The sequence below is a fragment of the Streptomyces sp. NPDC001450 genome (assembly GCF_053597295.1).
This window is the reverse complement of the sequence record NZ_JBSFHY010000025.1, coordinates 115,145-139,866: the sequence shown is the minus strand read 5'-3', so window position 1 is coordinate 139,866 and position 24,722 is coordinate 115,145. Positions and strand designations below refer to the sequence as shown.

Below are 24,722 nucleotides of genomic sequence, written 5' to 3'. Positions count from 1 at the left end.
AACGGTCGCTTCCTTTGTACTCACCCTCTCGGGCTTTCCTCCGGGCTTCCCTTCGGTGTTTCCGACTCTATCAGATCTTTTCTCGATCCGATTTCCTCGGTGCTTTCCAGGTTTCCGCTCTCGCGGTTTCCTTTCCGGCGGTTCCGACTTTATCAGAAGTTCTGAGCCGGATTTCCCACCCGCTCCGGGGCACCGTCGTCCAGTGCGTGAGGCACTGGGGTTCCCGGTTGGGCGGAGCCGTAAACGTACTGGAGCGGGGCTCCCCGATGCAAATCGAGGGGCCCCGCTCCAAGTTCATACCGACGAGGCGTCAGACCTCCACCACGACCGGCAGGATCATCGGCCTGCGGCGATACGTGTCGGAGACCCACTTGCCGAGGGTGCGCCGGACGAGTTGCTGCAGCTGGTGGGGCTCCACCACGCCGTCCTGGGCCGAGCGCTCCAGGGCCTCAGTGATCTTCGGGAGGACGTCGGCGAAGGCGGAGTCCTCGATGCCCGAACCGCGGGCCTGGACGTGCGGGCCACCCGTGATCTTGCCGGTGGAGGAGTCCACCACCACGAAGACCGAGATGATGCCCTCGTCGCCGAGGATCTTGCGGTCCTTCAGGGCCGGCTCGCCGACGTCGCCGACGGAGAGACCGTCGACGTAGACGTAACCCGCCTGGACCTTGCCCGAGATCTTGGCCTTGCCCTCGATCAGGTCGACCGCCACGCCGTCCTCGGCGATGACGATCCGGTCGTGCGGGACACCCGTCAGCGCGCCCAGCTCGGCGTTGGCGCGCAGATGGCGCCATTCGCCGTGGACCGGCATCAGGTTCCTCGGGCGGCAGATGTTGTAGAAGTACAGCAACTCGCCCGCGGAGGCGTGGCCGGAAACATGCACCTTGGCGTTGCCCTTGTGGACGACGTTGGCGCCCCAGCGGGTCAGGCCGTTGATCACGCGGTAGACCGCGTTCTCGTTTCCGGGGATGAGGGACGAGGCCAGGATGACCGTGTCGCCCTCGACGATGCGGATCTGGTGGTCGCGGTTGGCCATGCGGGACAGGGCCGCCATCGGCTCGCCCTGGGAGCCCGTGCAGACCAGGACCACCTCGTGGTCCGGCAGGTCGTCCAGCGTCTTGACGTCGACGACCAGACCCGCCGGGACCTTCAGGTAGCCGAGGTCGCGGGCGATGCCCATGTTGCGGACCATGGAGCGGCCGACGAAGGCGACCCGGCGGCCGTACTCGTGCGCCGCGTCCAGGATCTGCTGGATGCGGTGGACGTGGCTGGCGAAGCTCGCCACGATGATCCGCTTGCGGGCGCCGGCGAAGACCTGGCGCAGGACGTTGGAGATGTCCCGCTCGTGCGGGGTGAAGCCCGGGACCTCGGCGTTCGTGGAGTCGGTGAGCAGGAGGTCGATGCCCTCTTCGCTCAGCCGTGCGAACGCGTGCAGGTCGGTGAGGCGGTTGTCCAGCGGGAGCTGGTCCATCTTGAAGTCGCCGGTGTGCACCGCCATGCCGGCGGGGGTGCGGATGGCGACGGCCAGGGCGTCCGGGATGGAGTGGTTGACCGCGATGAACTCGCAGTCGAAGGGGCCGATGCGCTCGCGGTTCCCCTCCGCCACCTCCAGGGTGTACGGGCGGATCCGGTGCTCCTGGAGCTTGGCTTCGATGAGGGCGAGGGTCAGCTTGGAGCCGATCAGCGGGATGTCCGGCTTCTCGCGGAGAAGGAAGGGGACGCCGCCGATGTGGTCCTCGTGGCCGTGCGTGAGGACGATGCCCTCGATGTCGTCGAGGCGGTCCCGGATGGACGAGAAGTCCGGCAGGATCAGGTCGATTCCGGGCTGCTCCTCCTCGGGGAAGAGCACTCCGCAGTCGACGATCAGGAGACGGCCGCCGTACTCGAAGACCGTCATGTTTCGGCCGATCTCACCGAGACCGCCGAGCGGGGTGACTCGCAGGCCGCCCTCGGGGAGCGGCGGGGGCGTGCCGAGTTCAGGATGCGGATGACTCAAAAGACTCTCCTCACCATGCGCGCCACGTACCGGTCGGGCACGTGGCGCGCATGACGTTCGTGCAGAAGCAGTTGTCGTTGTGGGGTGCGGGCACCGGTGGCCCGCTTATGCGGTTGTGGATTCAGTTGTGAAGCTCGGGTGGTGCCAAGTCTGTTGTCAGAGCTGTACCCCGCCGGCGGCAAGATCGATCTTGAGCTGGGCGATCTCCTCGGCCGAGCACTCGACCATGGGGGCGCGCAGGGGACCGGCGGGGAGCCCCTGGAGGGCGAGCGCCGCCTTGGTGGTCATCACGCCCTGGGTGCGGAACATGCCGGTGTAGACCGGGAGCAGCTTCTGGTGGATCTCGGTGGCCTTGACGACGTCGCCCGAGGTGTACGCGTCGACGAGGGCGCGCAGGTCGGGGGTGACGAGGTGGCCGACGACCGAGACGAAGCCGACCGCGCCCACGGAGAGCAGGGGCAGGTTCAGCATGTCGTCGCCGGAGTACCAGGCGAGGCCGGACTGGGCGATGGCCCAGCTGGCGCGGCCGAGGTCGCCCTTGGCGTCCTTGTTGGCGACGATCCGGGGGTGCTCGGCGAGGCGGACGAGCGTCTCGGTGTTGATCGGGACACCGCTGCGGCCGGGGATGTCGTAGAGCATGACCGGCAGCCCGGTGGCGTCCGCGACGGCCGTGAAGTGCCGGTACAGGCCCTCCTGTGGGGGCTTGTTGTAGTACGGCGTGACGACCAGCAGGCCGTGTGCGCCGACGCGCTCGGCTTCGCGGGCCAGCTCGATGCTGTGGTGGGTGTCGTTGGTGCCGACGCCGGCGACGATGTGGGCGCGGTCGCCGACCGCCTCCAGTACGGCTCGTACGAGGTCCGATTTCTCCGCGTCGCTGGTGGTGGGGGACTCGCCGGTGGTGCCGTTGATGATCAGGCCGTCGTTGCCTGCGTCCACCAGGTGGGTGGCGAGCCGCTGCGCGCCGTCGAGGTCGAGTGCGCCGTCCGCCGTGAAGGGCGTGACCATGGCGGTGAGGACCCGCCCGAAGGGGGTCTGCGGAGTCGAGGTCGGAGCCATGGGTAACACGCTACTCGGTGCTCCATGCGTGGTCTGCCCGTGGGGTGCCGGGAAAGTAAGGACAAATGCGGAGCCCGGCACTGCCTGCTCGGGGGTTCAAGCAGTGCCGGGTCCGTTTGATCAGGCTAGATGAACTTCTCTAAATGCCGCAATACGGACACTTCGCGCGGCTGATCCGTACATCCGTTCCGCGTGGGGGAACAGGGCTTCGTTACGGGGCCACACGGCCGTTCGCATTGAAGGCGGCGTAGGTGAGCGGCATGAGCCTGGCCCACTCCGCCTCCATCTTCTCGCCGACCATCTCGATCTCCCGCTGCGGGAAGGAGGGCACCTTCGCCAGCTCGTGCTGGGTGCGCAGGCCGAGGAAGTGCATCAGCGAGCGGGCGTTGCAGGTGGCGTACATCGAGGAGAAGAGGCCGACGGGGAGGACCGAGCGGGCGACCTCGCGGGCGACGCCCTCGGCGAGGAGCTTCTGGTAGGCCGCGTACGCCTGCTCGTAGGACTCCTCGAGGGTGCCGCGCACGGTCTCGTGCTGCGCCGGGGTGCCCTCGACGAAGACGTACTTGCCCGGGCGGCCTTCCTGCACGAGCTTGCGGGACTCGTCGGGGACGTAGAAGACCGGCTCCAGCTCCCGGTAGCGGCCCGACTCCTCGTTGTACGACCAGCCGACCCGGTGCCGCATGAACTCGCGGAAGACGAAGATCGGGGCGCTGATGAAGAAGGTCATCGAGTTGTGCTCGAACGGGCTGCCGTGCCGGTCGCGCATCAGGTAGTTGATCAGGCCCTTGGAGCGCTCGGGGTCCTTCTTCAGCTCGTCCAGGGACTGCTCGCCGAGCGTGGAGACTCGGGCGGCGAAGAGGACGTCGGCGTCCGAAGCGCTGGATTTCACCAGCTCGACGGTGACGTCACTGCGGAGCGTGAGCTGCTCGGGGGTGGTCACGGGGGTCCTTCCCATCACTGCTTGAGGTTCGCGCCCACTGTACGGGGGACCACTGACAGACCCGAACGGTGACCTCGTCGTGGATTTTTTCGGACATGGGCACCTTTTGTGTCACTCGAGCGTCTGTATAGGTGAGGTCTGCACATTCGACCCCGACTTACACGTTCGGCACTGATAGGAGACGTACCCCCATGTTCCGTCGGCGTGAGCCCGTGCCCTTCGCCTTTGTGGCCGAGGCGGACAGGTTCCGCAGCAATGTCGCTCCACCGCCCCGCCAGCGGGCGTCCGCCGGCCAGATAGCCGGGGGCTGGCTGCTGGGCCTCACCATCGTGGCCGGGCTCGTCGGCTCGGTGGTCCTCGGCATGCCGGCCCTGTCCACGCCGTCCAGCACGCCGGTCCAGCAGTCCCAGGCCTCGCAGGGGCGCTGACCCTTCCGGCCGCCCTAGGGTGGTGAGCGGGAACACGGCCGGATAGCCTCACCGGGCACAGCCCCAGCAAGGATTGAGTGAGGACCAGCCGTGCCCCTGCCCTTCCTGACGGCCGACCGCACCTTCGAGGCGGCTTCCGAGAGCCCGCTGCCCTTCGACGACCGGGAGCGCTGGCGACGCCCCTACCGGCCGGGGCCCGGACGCGTGGGCGGGGCGGCCCTGGGGCTGCTGCTGTCCTCGTTCGTGCTGTTCGCGGCGGTCCTGATCGCCCTGACCGGCACGGTGTCCTCGGCCGGCGTGGTCCTCGGCGTGGCGCTGACGGCCATCGCCTGCACGCTGCGGATGCTGCGCATGGGCGTGTGGGTGAGCGAACACGGACTGCGCCACGTCGGCTTCCTGGTGACGCGTACGGTGCCCTGGCAGCGGGTGATCTCGGTGCGGACGGCTCAGCAGCCGGTGCGCTGGCTGGGGCTGCCCCGCACGGTGCAGGGACAGGCCCTGACGCTCGTACGCAAGGACCGGCCCACCGAGGACACGTCGCCCCTGCTGACCACGCACGGCCTGGACTTCCTGAACCGCCCCGCGGCCTTCGACCGGGCGGCGGACACGGTGGAGGCATGGGCCGCGGAGTACGGGCGCCGCTGACCGAAGCAGACATGCTGGAGGGGCCGGTCCGCTGTGCTGCGGACCGGCCCCTCCGGCGTACGGGCCTCTTCGGCGTCCTGCCGGTACGGCTCAGGCCTGGACGGGTCTGCCGTCGTGCAGGGCGATGGCGCGTTGCATCGCCTTGCGGGCGCGCGGGGTGTCCCGGGCGTCGTGGTAGGCGACGGCGAGCCGGAACCAGCTGCGCCAGTCGTCCGGGGCCGCCTCCGTCTCGGCCTTGCGCTTGGCGAACACCTCGTCGGCCGAGTCACGGTCGATACGGCCGCCCGGGGTGCGTTTCAGCTCGTCGACGGGCAGCCCGCCCTCGGCGTCGAGTTCGGCGGCGAGCTGGTTGGCCTTGCGGACGAACTGGGTGTTCTTCCACAGGAACCACAGGCCGATGACCGGCAGGATGAGCACCGCGATCCCGAAGGTGACGGTGAGGACCGTGCCGGACTGGATGAGCATGACGCCGCGGCTGCCGACCAGCACGAAGTAGAAGAGCAGGACGGCGGCCGTGACGAGGTAGGTGATCTTCGCGCGCATGACGTCTTGGGGCTCGGCTCGGGTCTCAGCTCAGGTCCAGGAAGTGCTCCAGGCCGAAGGTCAGGCCCGGAGTCGACACCACACGACGGGCGCCGAGCAGGATGCCCGGCATGAAGCTGCTGTGGTGCAGGGAGTCGTGGCGGATGGTGAGGGTCTCGCCCTCGCCGCCGAGCAGCACCTCCTGGTGGGCCAGGAGGCCGCGCAGGCGGACGGCGTGCACCGGGACGCCGTCGACGTCGGCACCCCGGGCGCCGTCGATGGCCGTCACGGTGGCGTCCGGCGCCGGGGCCGTGCCGGCGGCGCGGCGGGCCTCGGCGATGAGCTGGGCAGTGCGCGTGGCGGTCCCCGAGGGGGCGTCCACCTTGTTCGGGTGGTGCAGCTCGACGACCTCGACCGACTCGAAGTACGGCGCGGCGATCTGCGCGAACTTCATGGTCAGGACGGCTCCGATGGAGAAGTTCGGCGCGATGAGCACGCCGGTCTCCGGGGACTGGGCGAGCCAGCCCTTCAGCTGCGCGAGGCGCTCGTCGGTCCAGCCCGTCGTGCCGACGACCGCGTGGATGCCGTGGCGCACGCAGAAGTCGAGGTTGCCCATGACGGACGCGGGGGTGGTCAGCTCGACGGCGACCTGCGCGCCGGTCTCCGCCAGCGTCTCCAGCTTGTCGCCCCGGCCGAGGGCGGCCACCAGCTCCATGTCCTCGGCGGCCTCGACCGCCCGTACCGCCTCGGACCCGATCCGGCCCTTGGCACCGAGGACCGCCACGCGCAGCTTGCTCATGTTTCCTGCTTCCTAACCGGTGGTGTTTCAGGCGACGGCGTCGTGCAGACGGGAGGCCTGCTTGTCCTTCAGTGGGCCGATGACCGACAGCGACGGGCGCTGTCCCAGGATGTCGCGGGCGACCGAGCGGATCTCGTCCGAGGTGACCGCGGCTATCCGGGCCAGCATGTCGTCGACGGACATCTGCTCGCCCCAGCACAGCTCGCTCTTGCCGATACGGTTCATCAGCGCGCCGGTGTCCTCCAGGCCCAGGACGGTGGAGCCCTGGAGCTGGCCTATGGCGCGGCCGATCTCGTCGTCGGAGAGGCCGTTGGCAGCGACGTGGTCGAGTTCGTCGCGGCAGATCTTCAGCACGTCGTGCACCTGGCTCGGACGGCAGCCGGCGTACACGCCGAACAGGCCGCAGTCGGCGAAGCCGGAGGTGTACGAGTACACGCTGTAGGCGAGGCCGCGCTTCTCCCGGACCTCCTGGAAGAGCCGGGAGGACATGCCGCCGCCGAGGGCGGTGTTGAGCACGCCCATGGCCCAGCGGCGCTCGTCCGTGCGGGCCAGGCCGGGCATGCCGAGGACGACGTGCGCCTGCTCGGTCTTGCGGGCGAGCAGTTCGACCTTGCCGGCCGTGCGGATCGTACGGCGGCCGTGGCGCGGGGCGATGGGCTGCGCGTCCAGGTTCTTGAGGGCGCCCGCCTTCTCGAAGGCCGCGCGGACCTGTCGTACGACCTTGTTGTGGTCGACGTTGCCGGCGCAGGCGACCACGAGGTGGGTCGGGTCGTAGTGCTTCTTGTAGAAGCGGCGGATGCGGTCGGCGGTGAGGGCGTTGACCGTGTCGACCGTGCCGAGGACCGGGCGGCCGAGGGCGTTGTCGCCGAACATGGTGTGCGCGAACAGGTCGTGCACACAGTCGCCCGGGTCGTCCTCGGTCATCGCGATCTCTTCGAGGATCGCGCCGCGCTCGACGTTGACGTCCTCTTCGAGGATGAGCGAGCCGGTCAGCATGTCGCAGACGACGTCGATGGCGAGCGGCAGGTCGGTGTCGAGCACGCGCGCGTAGTAGCACGTGTACTCCTTGGCCGTGAACGCGTTCATCTCGCCGCCGACCGCGTCGACGGCGGAGGAGATGTCCAGCGCCGACCTGCGGTCGGTGCCCTTGAAGAGCAGATGCTCCAGGTAGTGCGTGGCGCCGTTCAGGGACGGCGTCTCGTCGCGGGAGCCGACGTGCGCCCAGATGCCGAAGGTCGCGGAGCGGACCGAGGGCAGGGTCTCGGTGACGATGCGCAGGCCGCCCGGGAGGGTGGTCTTGCGGACCGTGCCGATGCCGCTGGTGCCCTTGATCAGGGTTTGGGTACGGGCGACGGCCCGCGCCTCCGAAGAGGTGCGGGCCGTCGCCTTGGAGCTACGGGACGTCACTGCTCGGCGTCGTCCTTCTTCGTCTCGTCGCCTTCTTCGCCCTCGATCACCGGAACGAGGGACAGCTTGCCGCGGGAGTCGATCTCGGCGATCTCGACCTGGACCTTCTGGCCCACGCCGAGAACGTCCTCGACGTTCTCCACGCGCTTGCCGCCGGCGAGCTTGCGGATCTGCGAGATGTGCAGCAGACCGTCCTTGCCGGGCAGCAGGGAGACGAACGCACCGAAGGTGGTCGTCTTCACGACCGTACCGAGGTAGCGCTCGCCGACCTCGGGCATCGTCGGGTTGGCGATGCCGTTGATCGTGGCGCGGGCGGCCTCGGCGGAGGGGCCGTCGGCGGCACCGATGTAGATCGTGCCGTCGTCCTCGATGGTGATCTCGGCGCCCGTGTCCTCCTGGATCTGGTTGATCATCTTGCCCTTGGGGCCGATGACCTCACCGATCTTGTCGACCGGGATCTTGACGGTGATGATCCGCGGAGCGTGCGGGGACATCTCGTCGGGCCGGTCGATGGCCTCCATCATCACGTCGAGGATGTGGAGGCGGGCGTCGCGGGCCTGCTTGAGGGCCGCGGCGAGGACGGAGGCCGGGATGCCGTCCAGCTTGGTGTCGAGCTGGAGGGCGGTCACGAACTCCTTGGTGCCGGCGACCTTGAAGTCCATGTCACCGAAGGCGTCCTCCGCACCGAGGATGTCGGTGAGGGTGACGTAGTGCGTCTCGCCCTCGATCTCCTGGGAGATCAGACCCATGGCGATACCGGCGACCGGGGCCTTCAGCGGCACACCGGCGTTCAGCAGCGACATGGTGGAGGCGCAGACCGAGCCCATGGACGTCGAGCCGTTGGAGCTCAGCGCCTCGGAGACCTGGCGGATCGCGTACGGGAACTCCTCGCGCGTCGGCAGCACCGGCACGAGGGCGCGCTCGGCGAGGGCGCCGTGGCCGATCTCGCGGCGCTTCGGGGAGCCGACGCGGCCGGTCTCACCGGTGGAGTACGGCGGGAAGTTGTAGTTGTGCATGTAGCGCTTGCGGGTCACCGGGGAGAGGGTGTCCAGCTGCTGCTCCATGCGGAGCATGTTGAGGGTGGTGACGCCCAGGATCTGGGTCTCGCCACGCTCGAACACCGCGGAACCGTGCACCCGCGGGATGGCCTCGACCTCGGCGGCCAGCGTGCGGATGTCGGTGACACCGCGGCCGTCGATGCGCTTCTTCTCCTTGATCACGCGCTCGCGGACCAGCTGCTTGGTGAGCGAGCGGTACGCGGCGGAGATCTCCTTCTCGCGGCCCTCGAACTCCGGCAGGAGCTTCTCGGCGGCGAGCGCCTTGACGCGGTCCAGCTCGGACTCGCGCTCCTGCTTGCCCGCGATGGTCAGCGCGGAGGCGAGCTCCGGGCGGACGGCGGCGGACAGGGCCTCCAGGACGTCGTCCTGGTAGTCCAGGAAGATCGGGAACTCGGCGGTCGGCTTGGCAGCCTTCGACGCGAGGTCCGCCTGGGCCTTGCACAGGACCTTGATGAAGGGCTTCGCGGCGTCCAGACCGGCGGCGACGACCTCCTCGGTCGGCGCCTCGGCGCCGCCCTCGACCAGCTTGATGGTCCCCTCGGTGGCCTCGGCCTCGACCATCATGATCGCGACGTCGCCGTCCTCCAGGACGCGGCCGGCGACCACCATGTCGAAGACGGCGTCCTCGAGCTCGGTGTGCGTCGGGAACGCGACCCACTGGCCGCGGATCAGCGCGACGCGGACGCCGCCGATCGGGCCGGAGAAGGGCAGACCGGCCAGCTGCGTGGACGCGGACGCGGCGTTGATCGCGACGACGTCGTACAGGTGGTCGGGGTTGAGTGCCATGATCGTGGCGACGACCTGGATCTCGTTGCGCAGGCCCTTCTTGAAGGACGGGCGCAGCGGGCGGTCGATGAGGCGGCAGGTGAGGATCGCGTCCTCGGAGGGACGGCCCTCACGGCGGAAGAAGCTGCCGGGGATCTTGCCGGCGGCGTACATCCGCTCCTCGACGTCCACCGTCAGCGGGAAGAAGTCGAGCTGGTCCTTGGGGTTCTTGGAGGCGGTGGTGGCCGACAGCACCATGGTGTCGTCGTCCAGGTACGCCACGGCGGAACCGGCGGCCTGCTTGGCCAGGCGGCCCGTCTCGAAGCGGATGGTACGGGTGCCGAAGGCGCCGTTGTCGATGACGGCCTCGGCGTAGTGGGTCTCGTTCTCCACTAGCGTTTTCTCCTCGTCTTCGTCCCTGGCCTGCCCGTGTGACAGGGGGACGGTTACGGAGAAGCGCGCCGTGCTGTGCGGGCCGGTCTTCGATCGAAGCACCCGGGGCTCGCTTCCCCCCGGGGGCCACTACCGAGGACCGGCGGCGGCTAAGGAGCGCTTCTCCTCGTTCTGTGTCGTGCGTACTGCGTTGTGCTACCACACTACAAAGCGTGAGTGACACTCCGCACGTTTCCGCACGTACGACGGGGGCTTGCCTGCATACGACAGGACTTCCCCGTATACGGCAAAGGGAGCGGCCCCCGAGTCCTTCCGGGAACCGCTCCCCTCACGGCGTCTTACTTGGCGCCCGCCGCACCGCGGCGGATGCCCAGGCGGTCGACCAGCGTACGGAAGCGCTGGATGTCCTTCTTCGCCAGGTACTGCAGCAGGCGACGGCGCTGACCGACCAGGATCAGCAGACCACGGCGGGAGTGGTGGTCGTGCTTGTGGGTCTTGAGGTGCTCCGTCAGGTCGGAGATCCGACGCGAGAGCATGGCGACCTGGACCTCGGGGGAGCCGGTGTCGCCCTCCTTGGTACCGAACTCGGTGATGATCTGCTTCTTCGTAGCGGCGTCGAGCGACACGCGTACTCCTCGTAGTCTTTGCGTGGCCACCGAGTGCCCCCGGTCTTTGTCTCGGGGGAGCTTCCGTTACTCGGGAGGCGGGGATCCGCTGGGCGCGGCCTCCAGAGCCTTCTGAGAGGGCTCCGGGGGTGCGTACACAAACGGCCGTCACACAGCGTACCAGCCAGTGGCGGGAACCCTCTCCCGCCTTTCGGAACGCCCAGGGCCCGCGGGAGGCGGCCACTAGGGTGAGCGTGCTGATCGTAAGTACGTCGGGAAGGGGTCGCTTCGGGATGGCGGAGACGGAAGCGGAGATCAAGGCGCGCAAGGAGCGCGAGCGCGACGAGCTGTACGCGCTCGACATCTCGGACGTCGAGTGGCACTGCGCCCCGGGTACGGAGGAGCACGAGGAGCGGGTGGAGATCGCGTACCTCCCGGAAGGGGCGGTGGCGATGCGGTCCTCGCTCGACCACGGCACCGTGCTGCGGTACACGGAGGCGGAGTGGCGGGCGTTCGTCCTGGGTGCCCGGGACGGGGAGTTCGATCTGAAGCCGATGCCGCACCACGGCGGGCTCGCGGCGGAGTGAGCGGAACGTGAGAAAGGGCGGCACGCGCGCGTGCCGCCCTTTCTCGTTCCGTCCAGGGCCGGGGCGCGCTGGCTAGGACTGGGGCGCGCCGGCGCTCCCGATGCCCAGTTCCGCCGACACCGGCGACTTCGGGTGCTTGGGGTCCGCTGTCAGCTCCCGCTTGGCGAAGAAAACCCTACCCTTTTCCACCACAATATCCGAATCTTCCGGATTGCCGAATGCTGCGTCGTCTCCGTCCGGGAGGTTGAAGATCAGCAGCGGGGTCTCCTTGCCGGTGTGCGGGTTCCAGCTGACGATCGCGGCCGGCTCGATGTCACTGTAGGTGCGCCGGTACACGAGCAGCTCGTCGCCGCTCATCCGCAGGGGAACGATCGGCGCCTGGGGACGCCCGTCGATCTTCCGTGCCGTCCTGCCGGTCTTCAGGTCGAACGCGACGACCCAGTTCTCCGGCTGGTCGATCTCCGGCTGGTCCTTGCTCGTGACATAGACCTGGGTGCGTCCCACGACCAGTCCGTCACAGTTCTCCACCTGGCCGAAGAATCCCATCGAGCGCTGACCGCACTTGGGTTCGTAGGCATCGCCCGCCATGGAGATCGTGGTGAGGTGCCTGCCGTGGGCATCAAGGGAGATCAGGTCGGTCACCGAGGTGTCCCCGGCCGCGACGGCAAGCACGGGCGGGTCGGACGAAGGCAGGTAGACGTCCTGGACCCCGTCGGCCACCTTGTACGTCCACTGCGCCTTGCCCGTGCGGGGGTTGAGCTTCTGCACCTGGTAGTTGGTGTCGGGAGCGCTTCCGCAGCGTTGCAGGGCGAGAAGTACCCTTCCTCCGGCGAAGCCCTCGTCCTCGCATCGGGAAACGGTCGTACTGTTCCAGAGCTGCTTACCGCTCTTCATGTCGTACGCCACGGAGCCCTGGCCCCAGGCGACGGCGACCACGCCTTTGGTGAGCGTCAGGTTCGTGTCCGTCACGAAGGCGGAGTTCGCCGAGGGCATCTGGGCCTGCCACAGTTTCCTGCCGGTGTTCAGATCGAAGAACACCACCTCGTCGCAGATACCGGCTCCCTTGGTTCCCTTGCGCCTCGCCGGCTGCACCACGACCGCCGTGCGGCCGTCGGCAGTGACGTGCCTGCTGGTCGCGCAGATATGACCGTCCAGCTTGAGGGTCCAGGCCGTTTCGTCGTAGTGCGCCTCGATCTTGATGCCCACGATCCTGTTGGCCACGCCCTTGGCGAGGATCTTGCTCGTCGCCCAGGTGCCGGGCGCGTAGCGCGGGTTCGTGTCGGTGACCCCGGCGAGCCCCTCCTCGTTGTGGTCGACCACCACCTGTCCCTGGGGCGTGACCGGAGGCTTCTCGACGGTGTCCCGGACCTCGTCCGGCGCCTGTACGGCTGTCACCGGCTCGGCGTCGGCCTGACCGTCGTCGGCGCGGGTCAGGAGCCAGCCGCCGACGCCCAGGGCTGCGGCGACGGCGACCGCAGTGATGCCGAGCAACCGCCTTCGATGCTTCTTCCGCCGGTCGCCCGATGCCAGCGTGGACTGTGTGTATACGGAGGGAGGTGGGCCGAAGCTCACGCCGAGGTGCCTTTCTTCGCTGTCTGCGGGATGGTGACCGGACCGGTGGAGCTGTTCGGGGTCACTTGCCGGTCATCGCCCGCGCCGTCGCGTACACGTCGAACACCGCGAGGGTCAGCGGGATCAGCGTCAGCAGGACGAAGCCCTCACAGATCTCCAGGAAGCGGCCCCAGAAGGGGGTCAGGCCACCGCGCGGCAGGATCAGGCCCAGGGCCGTGACCAGCGCGGCGGCCGCGGCGATGACGGCGATCAGCCAGATGGTCCGGATGTCCAGGTCGGTGCGATCGCCGGCCAGCGCCGCACGCATCACCGAGTGCGGCGGGTTGAGGGCGAGACCGAGGCCCAGCAGGACCAGGGCGCCGAGGCCCGCGGCCAGGACCGAGGCCACCTGGGCGGTGTAGCGGAAGAGGCTCGCGCGCATCAGCATCGCCACACCGGTGGCGAAGGCGAGCAGCTGGGCCCAGATGTCGTCGGAGAAGCCGAGCACCGCCGCGGCGCCGACGGCGAGGAGGGCACAGCCGCCGACGAGGCCGACGAGGAGTTCGTGGCCGCGCCGGGCCTGTGCCTCGATGCGCTCGCTGTCCACGGGCTCGTGAGTGGCGGCGTCGGTGCCGTAGGCGGGACGGGGCGCACTGCTCGGGGCCTCGAAGCCGATCGGCAGCCGAGCGAAGCGCATCGACATCCCGGGCAGGAAGGCGAGACCGCCCACGGCCACAGGGGCGCACAGGCCGGCCATCTCGGTCGGGGACCAGTGGACCAGGGTCGCGACGAAGACGACGACCAGGGCGACGGCCGAGGCGAACACGAAGGCGACGAACGGGCCGTCGCCGTGCGGGGAGCACAGGGTGAGGATCAGGGCGGCAACAAGGACGGCCGCGCACGCCAGCAGGAACTGCAGCCTGCCGATCCCCTCCCCATTGGTCAGCGGCAGCAGGCCGCTGCCCGCGACACCCACGTTGGGCAGGGCTCCGAGGCCCAGGGCTACGGCCGAGCCACGGTCGTCGTAGATGCGTGCCCGCACGGCGGACAGCACGACCAGCAGGACGCCGGTGACGCCCGCGAGGATGCCGGCCAGGCCGTTCATGTCGTGGCGCGGATCGGCGGTCCAGGCGACGAAGGCGAGCAGCGCCGGCAACACCCCGCCACCGATAAGGCCCGCGGTCCGGGTCAGGTCGCCGCCCCAAAGTGTGTGCTGCTTGGTGACGGCGGACGCGACGGCCTCGGATACGTCGTCGAAGACGGCAGGCGGCAGTGATTCCGCGAAGGGGCGCAGGGTGAGGAGTTCGCCGTCGAGAATGCGCTGGGCGGCGAACGAGCGGGAACTGTCCAGCACCGTGCCGTCGGTGCGGACCAGGTGGTAGCCGACCGGAGCCCCCGCGCCGGGGCTCTGCTGGGACAGCCGGAGGATCTCCGGGTAGAGGTCGGCGACCGGGACGTCGTCGGGCAGTGCCACGTCGATGCGACTGTCCGGCGCGACGATGGTGACCCGGCAGAAACCGAGTCCCGTGCCGGATCCGGAAGGGGCTCCCGTCCCGGGTCCGCCGGTTGCGGTGGCCGTCATGCTCACCTGCTGCTCCCCCTCAGTGGTGGTGGTGCGTCTTCTTCGTGAAAGTCTCGTGTCGGTTCGCCCTGCGCGTGGCGACACGGGCGCCGAACGGCGGGATTCCGGCGCCAATCCCCGCCGATTCAGGGCGGGTTGTCCCGGTGTGTCCAGCCTGCTCGGCGTGTGCTCACGCGAACATTCGGCACCCTACCGCTCACCCGTGCTCCGTGAACTCAGTAGGATCACGCGGCGGCCTGCGCCCGCCAGACACGGGGCGGTGGGCGGAAAGCCTGGGTCGGGCAAGGGAATTGGTGAGCTGTGAGCCAGATTGTCGTCAAGCGCCCCCCTAGGGCGCTTCCGTCCGAAGTGCCCACGGAGGAGGTCGCTGTCCAGCCGCCGCCCGAGCTGCCTCGGGGGCACCAGGAGAGCGTGCTGATGCAGTTGCTGCCCACGCTCGGCATGGGTGGCTCCGTGGTCTTCTTCTTCACGAACGGTCAGCCGTTCATGAAGATCATGGGCATGATCATGATCGCCTCGACGGTGGGGATGTCCATCGCCATGGTGGTCCGCTTCCGCCGCGGCTCCCAGGGTCAGCTGGCCGACATGCGCCGCGACTACCTCAGCTATCTGTCGCAGACGCGCAAGTCCGCCGTGGAGACAGCGAAGGCGCAGCGCGACGCGCAGTACTATCTGCACCCCGCCCCCGAACAGCTGTGGGCGCTCGTCGCCGAGGGCAGCCGGGTGTGGGAACGGCGGCCCGGCGACGAGGACTTCGCGCATGTCCGCATCGGCCTCGGCCCGCAGCCGCTGGCGACTGCGCTGGTGCCCCCGCAGACGGGTCCGGTCGAGCAGCTCGAACCGCTGACCGCGGGCGCGATGCAGCGGTTCCTCGCCACGCACAGCACGATCGGCGATCTGCCGATGGCGGTCTCGCTGCGTGCCTTCTACCACGTCACGGTCAGCGGTGAGCAGCAGTCGGTACGGGCCACGGCCCGCGCCCTGGTCGGCTCGCTCGCCTCGCTGCACTCCCCTGAGGACCTGGTCATCGCGGTCGCCGCCGGGCGGGAGGCGCTGCCGCACTGGGACTGGGTGAAGTGGCTGCCCCATGTGCAGGCGCCCGGTGTGCTGGACGGTGCGGGCAGCCGTCGGCTGATCAGCGCCGACACCCGCGAGCTCGAGGACCTGCTGTCCGCCCGGCTGACCGGACGCCCGCGCTTCCACCCCGGCGCGGCCCCGCTGCTCGACGAGCCGCACATCGTGCTCGTCCTGGACGACCTGTCCCTGCTGCCCGACTCCGTGCTCGCCAATCCGGAGGGCCTGCAGGGCGTCACCGTGGTCGAGGTGGTGCCGGGCGAGCTCACGACAGCCGGCGGCGACCTGTCCGTCGTCGTACAGCCGGGATCCCTGAGCCTGGAGTCCGGGCACGGGGAGGTCTACGAGGGCACGCCCGAAACGATGTCCTACGAGTCGGCCGAGGCGCTGGCCCGGCAACTGGCGCCGCTGCGCATGGTGTCCGGCGGGGACGACGACGAACCGCTGCTCGCCAACCTGGAGTTCACCGACCTGCTGGGCCTCGGTGACGCGGCCTCCGTCGACACCAAGCGGACCTGGCGGCCGCGCGCACTGGCCGAGCGCCTGCGCGTGCCCATCGGCCTCGGCGAGGACGGCCGCCCGGTCATGCTGGACCTCAAGGAGGCCGCCCAGGAGGGTATGGGCCCGCACGGCCTGTGCGTCGGCGCGACCGGTTCCGGCAAGTCGGAGCTGCTGCGCACGCTGGTTCTCGGCCTCGCCGTGACCCACTCCTCCGAGACCCTGAACTTCGTCCTTGCCGACTTCAAGGGTGGCGCCACCTTCGCCGGCATGGCGCAGATGCCGCACGTCGCGGCCGTGATCACCAACCTGGCCGACGATCTGACGCTGGTCGACCGTATGGGCGACTCGATCCGCGGTGAGCTCAACCGGCGGCAGGAGATGCTGCGCGACGCCGGCAACTACGCCAACATCCACGACTACGAGAAGGCGCGCGCGGCGGGCGCCCCGCTGCAGCCGATCCCCTCCCTCGTCCTGGTGATCGACGAGTTCAGCGAACTGCTGACCGCGAAGCCTGACTTCATCGAGATGTTCGTGCAGATCGGCCGTATCGGCCGTTCACTGGGCGTGCACCTGCTGCTGGCCTCGCAGCGCCTCGAGGAAGGCCGGCTCCGCGGCCTGGAGACGTACCTCTCCTACCGGATCGGTCTGCGCACCTTCTCCGCGGCCGAGTCGCGCGCCGCCCTCGGTGTTCCCGACGCCTACGAGCTGCCCAACGTCCCCGGCTCGGGCTTCCTGAAGTTCGGCACGGACGAGATGGTCCGCTTCAAGGCGGCGTACGTCTCCGGCGTCTACCGCACGGGTTCGCAGCGGTCGGCGCTTCCGGGCGGCCCGCTGCCGGTGGACCGGCGGCCCGTGCTGTTCACGGCGGCGGAGGTGCCTGTGCAGTACACCGTCGTGCCGCAGCAGCGCACGGAGTCCGCGCCGGACGTGGACGACGCGCTGGCCGACACGGTCCTCGACGTGATCGTGCGCCGCCTAGAGGCCCAGGGCCCGGCCGCGCACCAGGTGTGGCTGCCGCCGCTGGAGAGTCCGCCGTCGCTGGACGCGCTGCTGCCCGGCCTCGCTGCGGTCCAGAGCCGCGGCCTGACCCAGCCCGGCTACGAGGGCGCGGGGCGCCTGGTCGTACCGGTCGGCCTGGTCGACAAGCCCTACGAGCAGCGCCGTGACCGCCTGCTGCTCGACTTCTCGGGCGCGGCCGGCCACATGCAGGTCATCGGCGGCCCGCAGTCCGGCAAGTCCACCTTCCTGCGGTCCCTGATCTGCTCCTTCGCCCTCACGCACACGCCGCACGAGGTGCAGTTCTACGGCCTCGACTTCGGTGGCGGCGGTATGGCCGCGGTGGCCGACCTGCCGCACGTGGGTGGCATCGCGTCCCGCCTGGACCCGGAACGGGTGCGCCGTACGGTCTCCGAGGTGTACAGCGTCATGACGAGCCGCGAGGAGTACTTCCGCTCGGCAGGCATCGCCTCCATCGCCGACTACCGCGCCCGCCGCGCACGCGGCGACATCTCCGTGACGGACCAGCCCTGGGGCGACGTCTTCCTCGTCATCGACGGCTGGGGCAACTTCCGTACGGACTACGAGGCTCTGGAGACGGCCGTCATCGACATCGCCGCCCGGGGTCTCGGCTACGGCATCCACGTGGTCATCACGGCGTCGCGCTCGATGGAGGTCCGGGCGAACATGAAGGACCACCTCATGAACCGCCTGGAGCTGCGGCTCGGTGACGTGATGGACTCCGAGATCGACCGCAAGGTGGCGGTGAACGTCCCCGCCGGCGTCCCCGGCCGCGGCCTCACTCCCCAGAAGCTGCACTTCATGGCGGCGGTGCCGCGGATCGACAGCCTGACCTCCGACACGGACCTCGCCGAGGCCACGGCCGCGCTGACCACCGAGGTCGGCCGGCACTGGCAGGCGCCAGGCGCGCCGAAGGTACGTCTGCTGCCGCGCCAGCTGGAGGCCGTCGAACTCCCGCCGGGCGACCGCTTCCCGAAGCGAGGCGTCGCCTTCGCGCTCGACGAGGACAACCTGGAGCCGGTGTTCGTCGACTTCGACCAGGACCCGTTCTTCCTGATCTTCGGCGAGAGCGAGTCCGGCAAGTCCAACCTGCTGCGGCTGCTCATCAAGCAGCTGACGCTGCAGTACGGAGGCGACGAGGCCAAGTTCTTCGTCGTCGACAACCGCCGCTCCCTGCTGGACATCACCCCGGCCTCGCACCTGGCCGAGTACATCCCGATGTCGAGCCAGATGGACCACCACATGGCGGCCCTGGCCGACCTGATGCAGCGCCGGACACCGACGGCCGAGGTGACCGCTCAGCAGCTGCGGGAGCGGAGCTGGTGGCGGGGCCCGCAGGTCTTCGTGGTCATCGACGACTACGACCTCGTCTCGACGTCCAGTGGCAACCCGCTGAGCGGCCTCACGGAACTCCTCCCGTTCGCCCGCGATGTGGGCGTCCGCTTCATCATCGCCCGCTCGTCGGCGGGGGCGGGGCGGGCTTCGTATGAGCCGTTCATGCAGCGGATGAAGGAACTGGGCGCGCAGGGGTTGATCCTGGCGGGCGATCCCCAGGAAGGGGATGTGCTCGGCGGGGTGCGGCCGCGGCCTATGCCGGCGGGGCGGGGTGTGTTCGTTTCCCGGAAGCGGGGGAAGCCGTTGGTTCAGACGGGGTTGGTGGACGTGGAGTACTGAGGCGCGTTGGCGGCGGTAGCTTGACGACGCTCCCGCCTCCGGGCGGGTCACGGGGACAACGGGGAGGAACCGCGCATGGCGTGGGACGAGTGGGAGCAGTTGAAGGCCGAGGCCGCAAAGGGTCAGTCGACGCACATGCGGCTGAATCAACTGCCTGCCGACGGCGGAGGCGGCGGGAACACACGCGGTGACCTCACGGTCCACCAGAAGGATCTCGCCGCAATCGGCTCAGCAGCGCACGAACTTTTCGAGGACTTCGGCCGGTACAGCGACCATGCCCGGATCTCCTCCATGAAGGCGGCGGGAGGGCTGAAGAGCGAGGGCTTCGCCCTCGGGGCCGCCCTCGATCATGTCGCCGAGCATTGGGTGGACCAGGTGCGGACGCTGCTCGACGCCTGCGCCCACATCTCCAACCATCTGCGCTACACCAAGAACCAGCACGCCGCCGACGAGTCCTACATCGCAGGCACCCTCAGCAGTATCTCCCAGCTGGACCAGGGCTTCGACGAGCGGAAGGACAGCTGACGGCGATGGATCTCAACGCACTGCGCCACGGCAACTTCTCTCAGCTCGGCGAGGCCATCACCGACTGGGAGGAGATGACCAAGAAGCTCGCGACTCTCAAAGAAGACGCCCAGAGCAACCTCAAGGTGAAGGCAGACAGGGCCCACTGGGCCGGTGTCAACGCACAGGTGAGCCGCGAGTTCATCGACAAGACCGCAAAAGAGTTCGCTGACGCCCACACCCAGGCGGACTCCATCACGAAGATTCTCAAGGACACCCGCGGCGAACTCATCGACTACCGCACCCAGCTGAACGAGGCCATCGCTCGAGGGTCGAAGAAGAACCTCACCGTCGTCGACACCGGCGACGGCACCTTCACCGTCGCCGGCAACACGCGCCCCGACTGGGGTTCCGACCCCAGTGGCAAGACGAGCGCGACCAACCAGAAGGACGTCGACGACCTCCGCGACGAGATCCAGCGCATCCTCAGCAAGGCCACCGAGAGCGACAACAGCGCAGCGAAAGTCCTCACGCTCCTTGTGGATCAGACCAAGTACGGCTTCTCCGATGCCCGCTACAAGGACCGGGACTCCGCCGCCGAGGCTGTAGATGCGGCCGACAAGCTGGCGAAGATGGCCAAGCACCCGGACCAGATGTCCGCCAAGGACATCGCCGAGTTCAACCGATACCTCGAGAAGTACCACAATGACCCTCTGTTCTCGGAGCGGTTCGCAAAGGGTCTGAGTGGCAAGGGCACACTGCAGTTCTGGACGGACATGGTGAACACCCATGCCGGCGCCAGGGGCACGGAACTCGAAAGCCTGGAGAAGCTGCAGACGAACCTGAGCCTGACGCTGGCCACGGCGTCGTTCTCCGACTCGGACGACATGAAAGCCTGGAAGACTGACCTCCTGAAGGAGATGAACACCAGTTTTCGGTCCGAGTCCAAGGACCCGTTCCAGAGTCCTGTCGGTGCGCTCGGTTCCCAGGTACTCAGCAGCCTCATGCGGCAGGGCGAGTTCGACACCGAGTTCCTTGACGACTACCGGACCAAGCTGTTCAAGCAGGACAAGGGCGCGGGCGAATCCAACACCGACTCGCTCTGGGTGAAGGGCTACGACCACATCGACCTGGTCTTCGGCGATGGGAACGGTCGCGACCCATTGGAGGGGCTCTTCGACGCCCTTTCTCACAATCCCGAGGCAGCGACCCATGCCTTCGAGTCCAAGTCGGACCTGGACCACATGCTCGGCACCACCGTGTTCACGGACCGGGGAGAGTCTCTCGGGCGGGCCCTGGAAAGTGCCGTTACCGGAGTCGCCGACGGTGACACCACTTCAGCGGCCCCGCCGCACAGCGCGGCCCAGGTCAAGATCATGGCCAACATCATGCAGGCGGTGGCCGATCCCAACGGGGGCGCGGACCTGGTGACCAAGGGCATGGGCGAGAGCTTTGGAGACATGGCGGCTGCTTATATGCCGGAGATCAGCCAGGCCCTGGCCGGTCCCAACTCGGGACCCGCTTTCCTTACGAACAGTGAAGATCCCGACGCCTTCCAAGGCGAGCGCGTCCGCGATGTGGTGAGATTCCTCTCCGCAACATCCGCAGACCCAGCGGGCAGGGCCGGGATCATTTACGGCGAGAGCATTTACACTGGCGGCCTCCTCGAATCACACCTCTCTGACCCATCTTTGTTCCACGGCTCCCGTGAGCACGTCCTCCAGGATATCGGCAGGAATGCGGGAATCATCGAAGGTATCGTCGGGCATTCCGTCGCAGACGGCGAAGTGAAGGCCGCTATCGACGGAGAGACGGACTACAACAGTGCCCTGAAGGACAAGGGAGATGCTGCCAAGAGCTGGGTCTCGATCGCTTTCAGCGGGCTCGAGCTGCCCGCAGAATATGGCGGCAAAATCATGGGATCCGTAGTCGGGGGAACAGCCGGAGCTGTCGCCAATGGGGCCGTTGACCGGCTGATCGAGGCCCAGCAGATGCACGGCGCCAAGGATCAGGGGTTGTACACGAGCGCCAAGGACCTGTATGCAATGCGGGATTCCGTCAACCAGCAAACACAGTGGTCGACTGAAGATGCGCTCGCTCGACACCATGTGAACCTGCCCAAGAACGATACCGACGATCTCATCCGCAACGCTGTCAACGCAGGCTGGGACGCCAGCAGTGAGTACTTGAGCAATACGAAGGAGCGTCCCTAATGGAAAAGTCTCAGAAGAGCCGAACGCAACTCGCTTCCTGGCGGAACGTGAGGGTCATCCTTCTGTTCTTCGTGGCTCTCGGGCTCTTCTGCGGCGCTGGATGGCTTTTCCTGAACAAAGGTCTCTATCTGCTCCCGGACAAGATGTGCGAAGGAACTCTCGAACGGGACATGGTCAAACAAGTGCTGCCCCGAGCACGATCGGCCGACAGCGGCTCCGACAGCCAGGGCGCGGGGGACGACCTCACTTTCTGGTGTCACGTCACCACCAGCGATGACGTGTCCCTCTCCGGGGAAGCGCGGGTCCAGCCCGCCTCCCGCGAGGAATGGCTCGAACACTATCGGGGGTCCGGAGTCCGGCATCAGATCATCCGCGTCTCCGTGGGCGACATAGAAGCTCTGGCCCAGATCGATCCCAGTGCGGACACGTCGTCGGTGTACGTGCCCTGTGCCCCGCCCGGCCTCCCCGAGCACGACGCCTCCCAGCCCTACGCGGTCATCGGTGAGACCCGGATCTACGGACGCTCCAAGGCCAAGGGCGTGCCATTGCGGCAGACATTGACCGACTTCGCCTACCAGCTCACCGAGCACGCATACGAACTCGCCGAGTGCAAGGATTCCCGCGACTTTCCCAAGGAACTGCCCCGCTACAAGAACAGCCAATGACGAACCAGGAGATCGTCGCGCAACGTCGACGTTCGTGGCCGGGTGCACTTGCGGTTCGGCCACACGGTCGCCGGTGACACGCCGACGAAGGTCAGTCCCTGCCCGTGCAGGATGGCCAGGGTCTCGGCCAGGGCCACACCCAGCGCGCGTACCGTCCGCTCGGGCAGCGGACCGCCATGTACGCCGAGGGCGGTCGGCAACGGCAGTATGGGCAGGTACGGGCGGGATTACCAGGCGGGCTCGCCCGGGCCGGCAAGAGCGATGGCGGGCGCGGCACAGGGGCCGAGGAGATAGCGAGAGATCTCAGCTTCCGCCATGAAGCACTTGGGGTCACATACCGACTACGGGAGAGAGCAGGGCGGTGTGCTGTCCGTCAGCGCTGCGGGCGAGGTACCGACGCTCGGGAACCGGGACCTTGGCACGCGAGTCGTCCAGCGCGGTGATCAAGGTGTACGGGCCCACCTGTCTCCGCGACTTGGCGGCTCTGCCCGGCCCTTCGCCGGTGGCCACCCCTGTGCCACCACCTGTGGCGTGCATTCCCAGTCCCGAATCCTCGTTCTTCGTTCTTCGTTCTTCTCTCTTCGTTCTTCTCTTCCGGCCGGGGGCAAGACTGGGGGTGGGCACCTCCCGTGCGTGTCCACCCCGCCACCGCGTCCTGCCGTCAGCCCGGCACGCGGGCCTTACATGTAGTAGCTGGCGGCCTTCCGGTCGCCACCCTGGTAGTCACCGCCGGCCGCGTGGACGACCTTGGAGATGGCCATCAGGGCCTCGTGGATGCCGGTGGCCTCGCGGTCCCAAGCGGCCTGCTGCTCGGTGTACGTGTGGTGAGCCTCGCCCTCCCACATACCGGAGACCCTGGCCACCTCGTGCTTGATGTCCCGGAGGCTGTCCTCGAGCTTCTTGGCCTGGTCCGCGAGCCTGGTGGCCGTCTCGTCGAGTCCGGCGTAGTGGACTTCCATGTCGCCGTTGTTGACATTACCCATGATTACTCCGTCGCTTTGAGGGGTTGGACCGGCCGTGATCAGTAGTTGGTCAGGGCGGAGTGAGAGCCGCCGAGATCCACGTCGATGCTCTGGACCTTGGCGCGGACCTCGTCTTCGGTACTGTTCTTGATCTTCCGGGTCTGGCTCATCGCCTCGATGAACTTGGCCAGGATGTTGCCGATCTTGACGACGCGCTCGTTGATCTCGGTCTGCTTGGCGTTGAACGCGCCGGCGCCGATGCCCTTCCAGTGGCCTTCGAGCGTGTCGATGATGTGCTGGAGTTCCCTCAGCTGCGTCTTGGTGTTCTCGAACTTGGTGACGAGGGTCTTTTCAAGGTGGATGATCTCGTCATCGCTTACCTTCTGGCGCTGCGCCATTTCCATGCCTTTCTTTGTGAACTGACCTTGCCGGGCGCTGAGTCAGGCGTCAGCACTGATGGCAAGCGGACCCCTGCGCACTCGGTGAGTGAGCAGGTATGGGGAAAGCACTCAGGCGTTACGACGTGCCCGCAGCACGGCGAAGCCGGCGCCTCCGATGACTAGTACGGCTGCTGCGGCGCCGATGATCACCCAGGTTTGGGTGCTGCTGCTGGAGTTGGAGTCCTTTGCGGCGGCGGAGGTGGGGCCGCTGGAGGAGCCGGTGTCCTTTGTCGGCTTGGTGGACGGGGTCTTGGCCGAGGGGGTGGCGGTGGCCGAGGTGCCGTCGTAGTTTTCGTCGGCCAGGGGGTCGACGTTGGCCTGGCCGGGGTTGATGTCCTTGTTGATCAGCACTCGCCGAGGTCGGATGCCGCCATAGCCGAGGTACGTGCTGGGCTTGTTCTTCGGCCAGGAGCGACCGGCAGTGTCGATCAGGGTGCGCAGGACCTGGTTGCTCGTCCAGTCCGGGTGAGCGGACCAGACCAGGGCGGCGGACGCGGAGGCGATGGCAGAGGAGGGGCTGGTGCCCCGACTGTCGCAGTACTCGGTGAACTTGTTGTCGCACCAGGAGGGGATGTGCAGGCCCGGGGCTGCGAGGTCCACGTAGTCACCGTGTGTCGAGAACTTGGCCACCGTGCCGCTTTTATCGAGAGCGGCCACACCGATCGCATAGGGGTAAATAGCTGGGTAAGATGGCGTGTTCCCTTCGTCACCGTCGTTACCAATGGAGACAAACATCAACTTCCCCTTGGACGCAGCGTATTTCATGGCAGCCTTCATATCGTCGTCGGGGACGATACCGCCGAAGGACATGTTGATGACCTTGGCATCGCTGTTGGCGGCTGCTCGTATCGCTGCGGCTTTGCTGGGTGTATTTCTCTCTTCCTCCGCGCCCTTCAGCCCTTCAAGGGCAATACGAAAAGGAATGATCTTCGCACCTGGAGCAAGGCCCTTGATCCCGCCGCTGGCACCTGTGCCTGCAATGACCTCGGCCATGGAGGTGCCATGCCCCGTGTAGTCCCGGGTGACGTGGTAAGCCACCGACTTGGGTACTTCGTCGACAAGCACTTGGCCCTTGAGAGAGGAGGTGGCCGGATTGACCCCACTGTCGATCACGGCAACCTTCACCCCCTTGCCTGTGCTGATCTTCCACATCTCCGGGGCACCCATCGCGTCCAGGTACCACTCCTTGGACTGAACGTCCACAGCAGCGGCTCCCGGAGCAAGAGTGGCCGATGTGACGACCAATGCACCTAGTGCCGAACACACAGCAGACAGCCGTCTCGCATTGCGCCTCGACAGGAGGGCAGTCTTCATGCCGCGCCGGCGGGTCCCTGGCTT

21 protein-coding genes are annotated in these 24,722 nt (G+C 67.9%); 7 read left to right on the top strand and 14 right to left on the bottom strand.

Annotated elements, in window-relative coordinates; translation table 11 throughout:
* Positions 1 to 310: 310 nt before the first annotated feature.
* From ACWC5O_RS26460 to thyX, 3 genes are all read right to left on the bottom strand, one after another.
* A complete protein-coding gene (locus tag ACWC5O_RS26460) occupies positions 311 to 1,996 on the bottom strand; it encodes a ribonuclease J (RefSeq protein WP_450589547.1) in 1,686 nt (561 codons plus the stop codon).
* 156 nt (positions 1,997 to 2,152) lie between these two features.
* A complete protein-coding gene (dapA, locus tag ACWC5O_RS26455) occupies positions 2,153 to 3,052 on the bottom strand; it encodes a 4-hydroxy-tetrahydrodipicolinate synthase (RefSeq protein ID WP_450589546.1) in 900 nt (299 codons plus the stop codon).
* A gap of 211 nt (positions 3,053 to 3,263) precedes the next feature.
* Positions 3,264 to 4,007 carry an FAD-dependent thymidylate synthase gene (gene thyX, locus ACWC5O_RS26450; RefSeq protein ID WP_450589545.1) on the bottom strand — a complete coding sequence of 248 codons (744 nt, stop codon included), beginning with the start codon at positions 4,005 to 4,007 and terminating at the stop codon, positions 3,264 to 3,266.
* Between the two features lie 176 nt (positions 4,008 to 4,183).
* Here thyX and ACWC5O_RS26445 point away from each other — a divergent pair, with 176 nt between their 5' ends.
* Positions 4,184 to 4,420: a hypothetical protein gene (locus ACWC5O_RS26445; protein WP_450589544.1), complete on the top strand. Its 237-nt coding sequence runs from the start codon at positions 4,184 to 4,186 to the stop codon at positions 4,418 to 4,420.
* Between the two features lie 90 nt (positions 4,421 to 4,510).
* Positions 4,511 to 5,065: a hypothetical protein gene (locus tag ACWC5O_RS26440; RefSeq protein ID WP_450589543.1), complete on the top strand. Its 555-nt coding sequence runs from the start codon at positions 4,511 to 4,513 to the stop codon at positions 5,063 to 5,065.
* 90 nt (positions 5,066 to 5,155) lie between these two features.
* Here ACWC5O_RS26440 and ACWC5O_RS26435 read toward each other — a convergent pair whose 3' ends face one another.
* From ACWC5O_RS26435 to rpsO, 5 genes are all read right to left on the bottom strand, one after another.
* Complete coding sequence (locus tag ACWC5O_RS26435; RefSeq protein ID WP_403961733.1) at positions 5,156 to 5,608, bottom strand: tetratricopeptide repeat protein; 453 nt, start codon at positions 5,606 to 5,608, stop codon at positions 5,156 to 5,158.
* Between the two features lie 25 nt (positions 5,609 to 5,633).
* Positions 5,634 to 6,386 carry a 4-hydroxy-tetrahydrodipicolinate reductase gene (gene dapB / locus ACWC5O_RS26430; protein WP_450589542.1) on the bottom strand — a complete coding sequence of 251 codons (753 nt, stop codon included), beginning with the start codon at positions 6,384 to 6,386 and terminating at the stop codon, positions 5,634 to 5,636.
* Positions 6,387 to 6,413: 27 nt separating this feature from the next.
* Complete coding sequence (locus ACWC5O_RS26425; protein WP_450589541.1) at positions 6,414 to 7,793, bottom strand: M16 family metallopeptidase; 1,380 nt, start codon at positions 7,791 to 7,793, stop codon at positions 6,414 to 6,416.
* Positions 7,790 to 10,009, bottom strand: a complete 2,220-nt coding sequence (locus ACWC5O_RS26420; protein ID WP_450589540.1) for a polyribonucleotide nucleotidyltransferase — start codon at positions 10,007 to 10,009, stop codon at positions 7,790 to 7,792. The genes ACWC5O_RS26425 and ACWC5O_RS26420 overlap by 4 nt, the downstream gene beginning before the upstream one ends.
* A gap of 338 nt (positions 10,010 to 10,347) precedes the next feature.
* Positions 10,348 to 10,635 (bottom strand): 30S ribosomal protein S15, encoded by a 288-nt coding sequence (gene rpsO, locus ACWC5O_RS26415; protein WP_020138875.1) that lies wholly within the window; start codon positions 10,633 to 10,635, stop codon positions 10,348 to 10,350.
* Positions 10,636 to 10,907: 272 nt separating this feature from the next.
* Between rpsO and ACWC5O_RS26410 the strand changes: the two genes are divergently transcribed.
* Positions 10,908 to 11,201, top strand: coding sequence for a DUF397 domain-containing protein (locus ACWC5O_RS26410; RefSeq protein WP_450589539.1), 294 nt, complete (start codon positions 10,908 to 10,910; stop codon positions 11,199 to 11,201).
* A 72-nt stretch (positions 11,202 to 11,273) separates the two neighbouring features.
* On the opposite strand, the gene ACWC5O_RS26405 is transcribed toward ACWC5O_RS26410, so the two are convergent.
* Positions 11,274 to 12,692, bottom strand: coding sequence for an outer membrane protein assembly factor BamB family protein (locus tag ACWC5O_RS26405; RefSeq protein ID WP_450589538.1), 1,419 nt, complete (start codon positions 12,690 to 12,692; stop codon positions 11,274 to 11,276).
* Positions 12,693 to 12,834: 142 nt separating this feature from the next.
* Positions 12,835 to 14,334 (bottom strand): type VII secretion integral membrane protein EccD, encoded by a 1,500-nt coding sequence (eccD, locus tag ACWC5O_RS26400; RefSeq protein WP_450589537.1) that lies wholly within the window; start codon positions 14,332 to 14,334, stop codon positions 12,835 to 12,837.
* Positions 14,335 to 14,634: 300 nt separating this feature from the next.
* On the opposite strand from eccD, the gene eccCa reads away from it, so the two are divergent.
* The 4 genes from eccCa (at position 14,635) to ACWC5O_RS26380 (ending at position 21,982) form a co-directional block, all read left to right on the top strand.
* A complete protein-coding gene (gene eccCa / locus ACWC5O_RS26395; RefSeq protein ID WP_450589536.1) occupies positions 14,635 to 18,600 on the top strand; it encodes a type VII secretion protein EccCa in 3,966 nt (1,321 codons plus the stop codon).
* 75 nt (positions 18,601 to 18,675) lie between these two features.
* Entirely contained in the window at positions 18,676 to 19,125 is a 450-nt protein-coding gene (locus ACWC5O_RS26390; RefSeq protein ID WP_450589535.1) for a hypothetical protein, read from the top strand.
* 5 nt (positions 19,126 to 19,130) lie between these two features.
* On the top strand, positions 19,131 to 21,317 hold the full coding sequence (locus tag ACWC5O_RS26385) for a hypothetical protein (RefSeq protein WP_450589534.1): 2,187 nt from the start codon (positions 19,131 to 19,133) through the stop codon (positions 21,315 to 21,317).
* 170 nt (positions 21,318 to 21,487) lie between these two features.
* Positions 21,488 to 21,982, top strand: a complete 495-nt coding sequence (locus ACWC5O_RS26380) for a hypothetical protein (RefSeq protein WP_450781084.1) — start codon at positions 21,488 to 21,490, stop codon at positions 21,980 to 21,982.
* On the opposite strand, the gene ACWC5O_RS26375 is transcribed toward ACWC5O_RS26380, so the two are convergent.
* From ACWC5O_RS26375 to ACWC5O_RS26360, 4 genes are all read right to left on the bottom strand, one after another.
* Positions 21,964 to 22,182: a hypothetical protein gene (locus tag ACWC5O_RS26375; protein WP_450589532.1), complete on the bottom strand. Its 219-nt coding sequence runs from the start codon at positions 22,180 to 22,182 to the stop codon at positions 21,964 to 21,966. The genes ACWC5O_RS26380 and ACWC5O_RS26375 overlap by 19 nt on opposite strands.
* A 480-nt stretch (positions 22,183 to 22,662) precedes the next feature.
* The gene (locus tag ACWC5O_RS26370) at positions 22,663 to 22,965 is read right to left on the bottom strand and encodes a WXG100 family type VII secretion target (RefSeq protein ID WP_450589531.1); all 303 of its coding nucleotides are present in this window, start codon (positions 22,963 to 22,965) and stop codon (positions 22,663 to 22,665) included.
* 38 nt (positions 22,966 to 23,003) lie between these two features.
* A complete protein-coding gene (locus ACWC5O_RS26365) occupies positions 23,004 to 23,342 on the bottom strand; it encodes a WXG100 family type VII secretion target (RefSeq protein ID WP_450589549.1) in 339 nt (112 codons plus the stop codon).
* 111 nt (positions 23,343 to 23,453) lie between these two features.
* Positions 23,454 to 24,698, bottom strand: a complete 1,245-nt coding sequence (locus tag ACWC5O_RS26360) for a S8 family serine peptidase (RefSeq protein ID WP_450589530.1) — start codon at positions 24,696 to 24,698, stop codon at positions 23,454 to 23,456.
* Between the last annotated feature and the right edge of the window lie 24 nt (positions 24,699 to 24,722).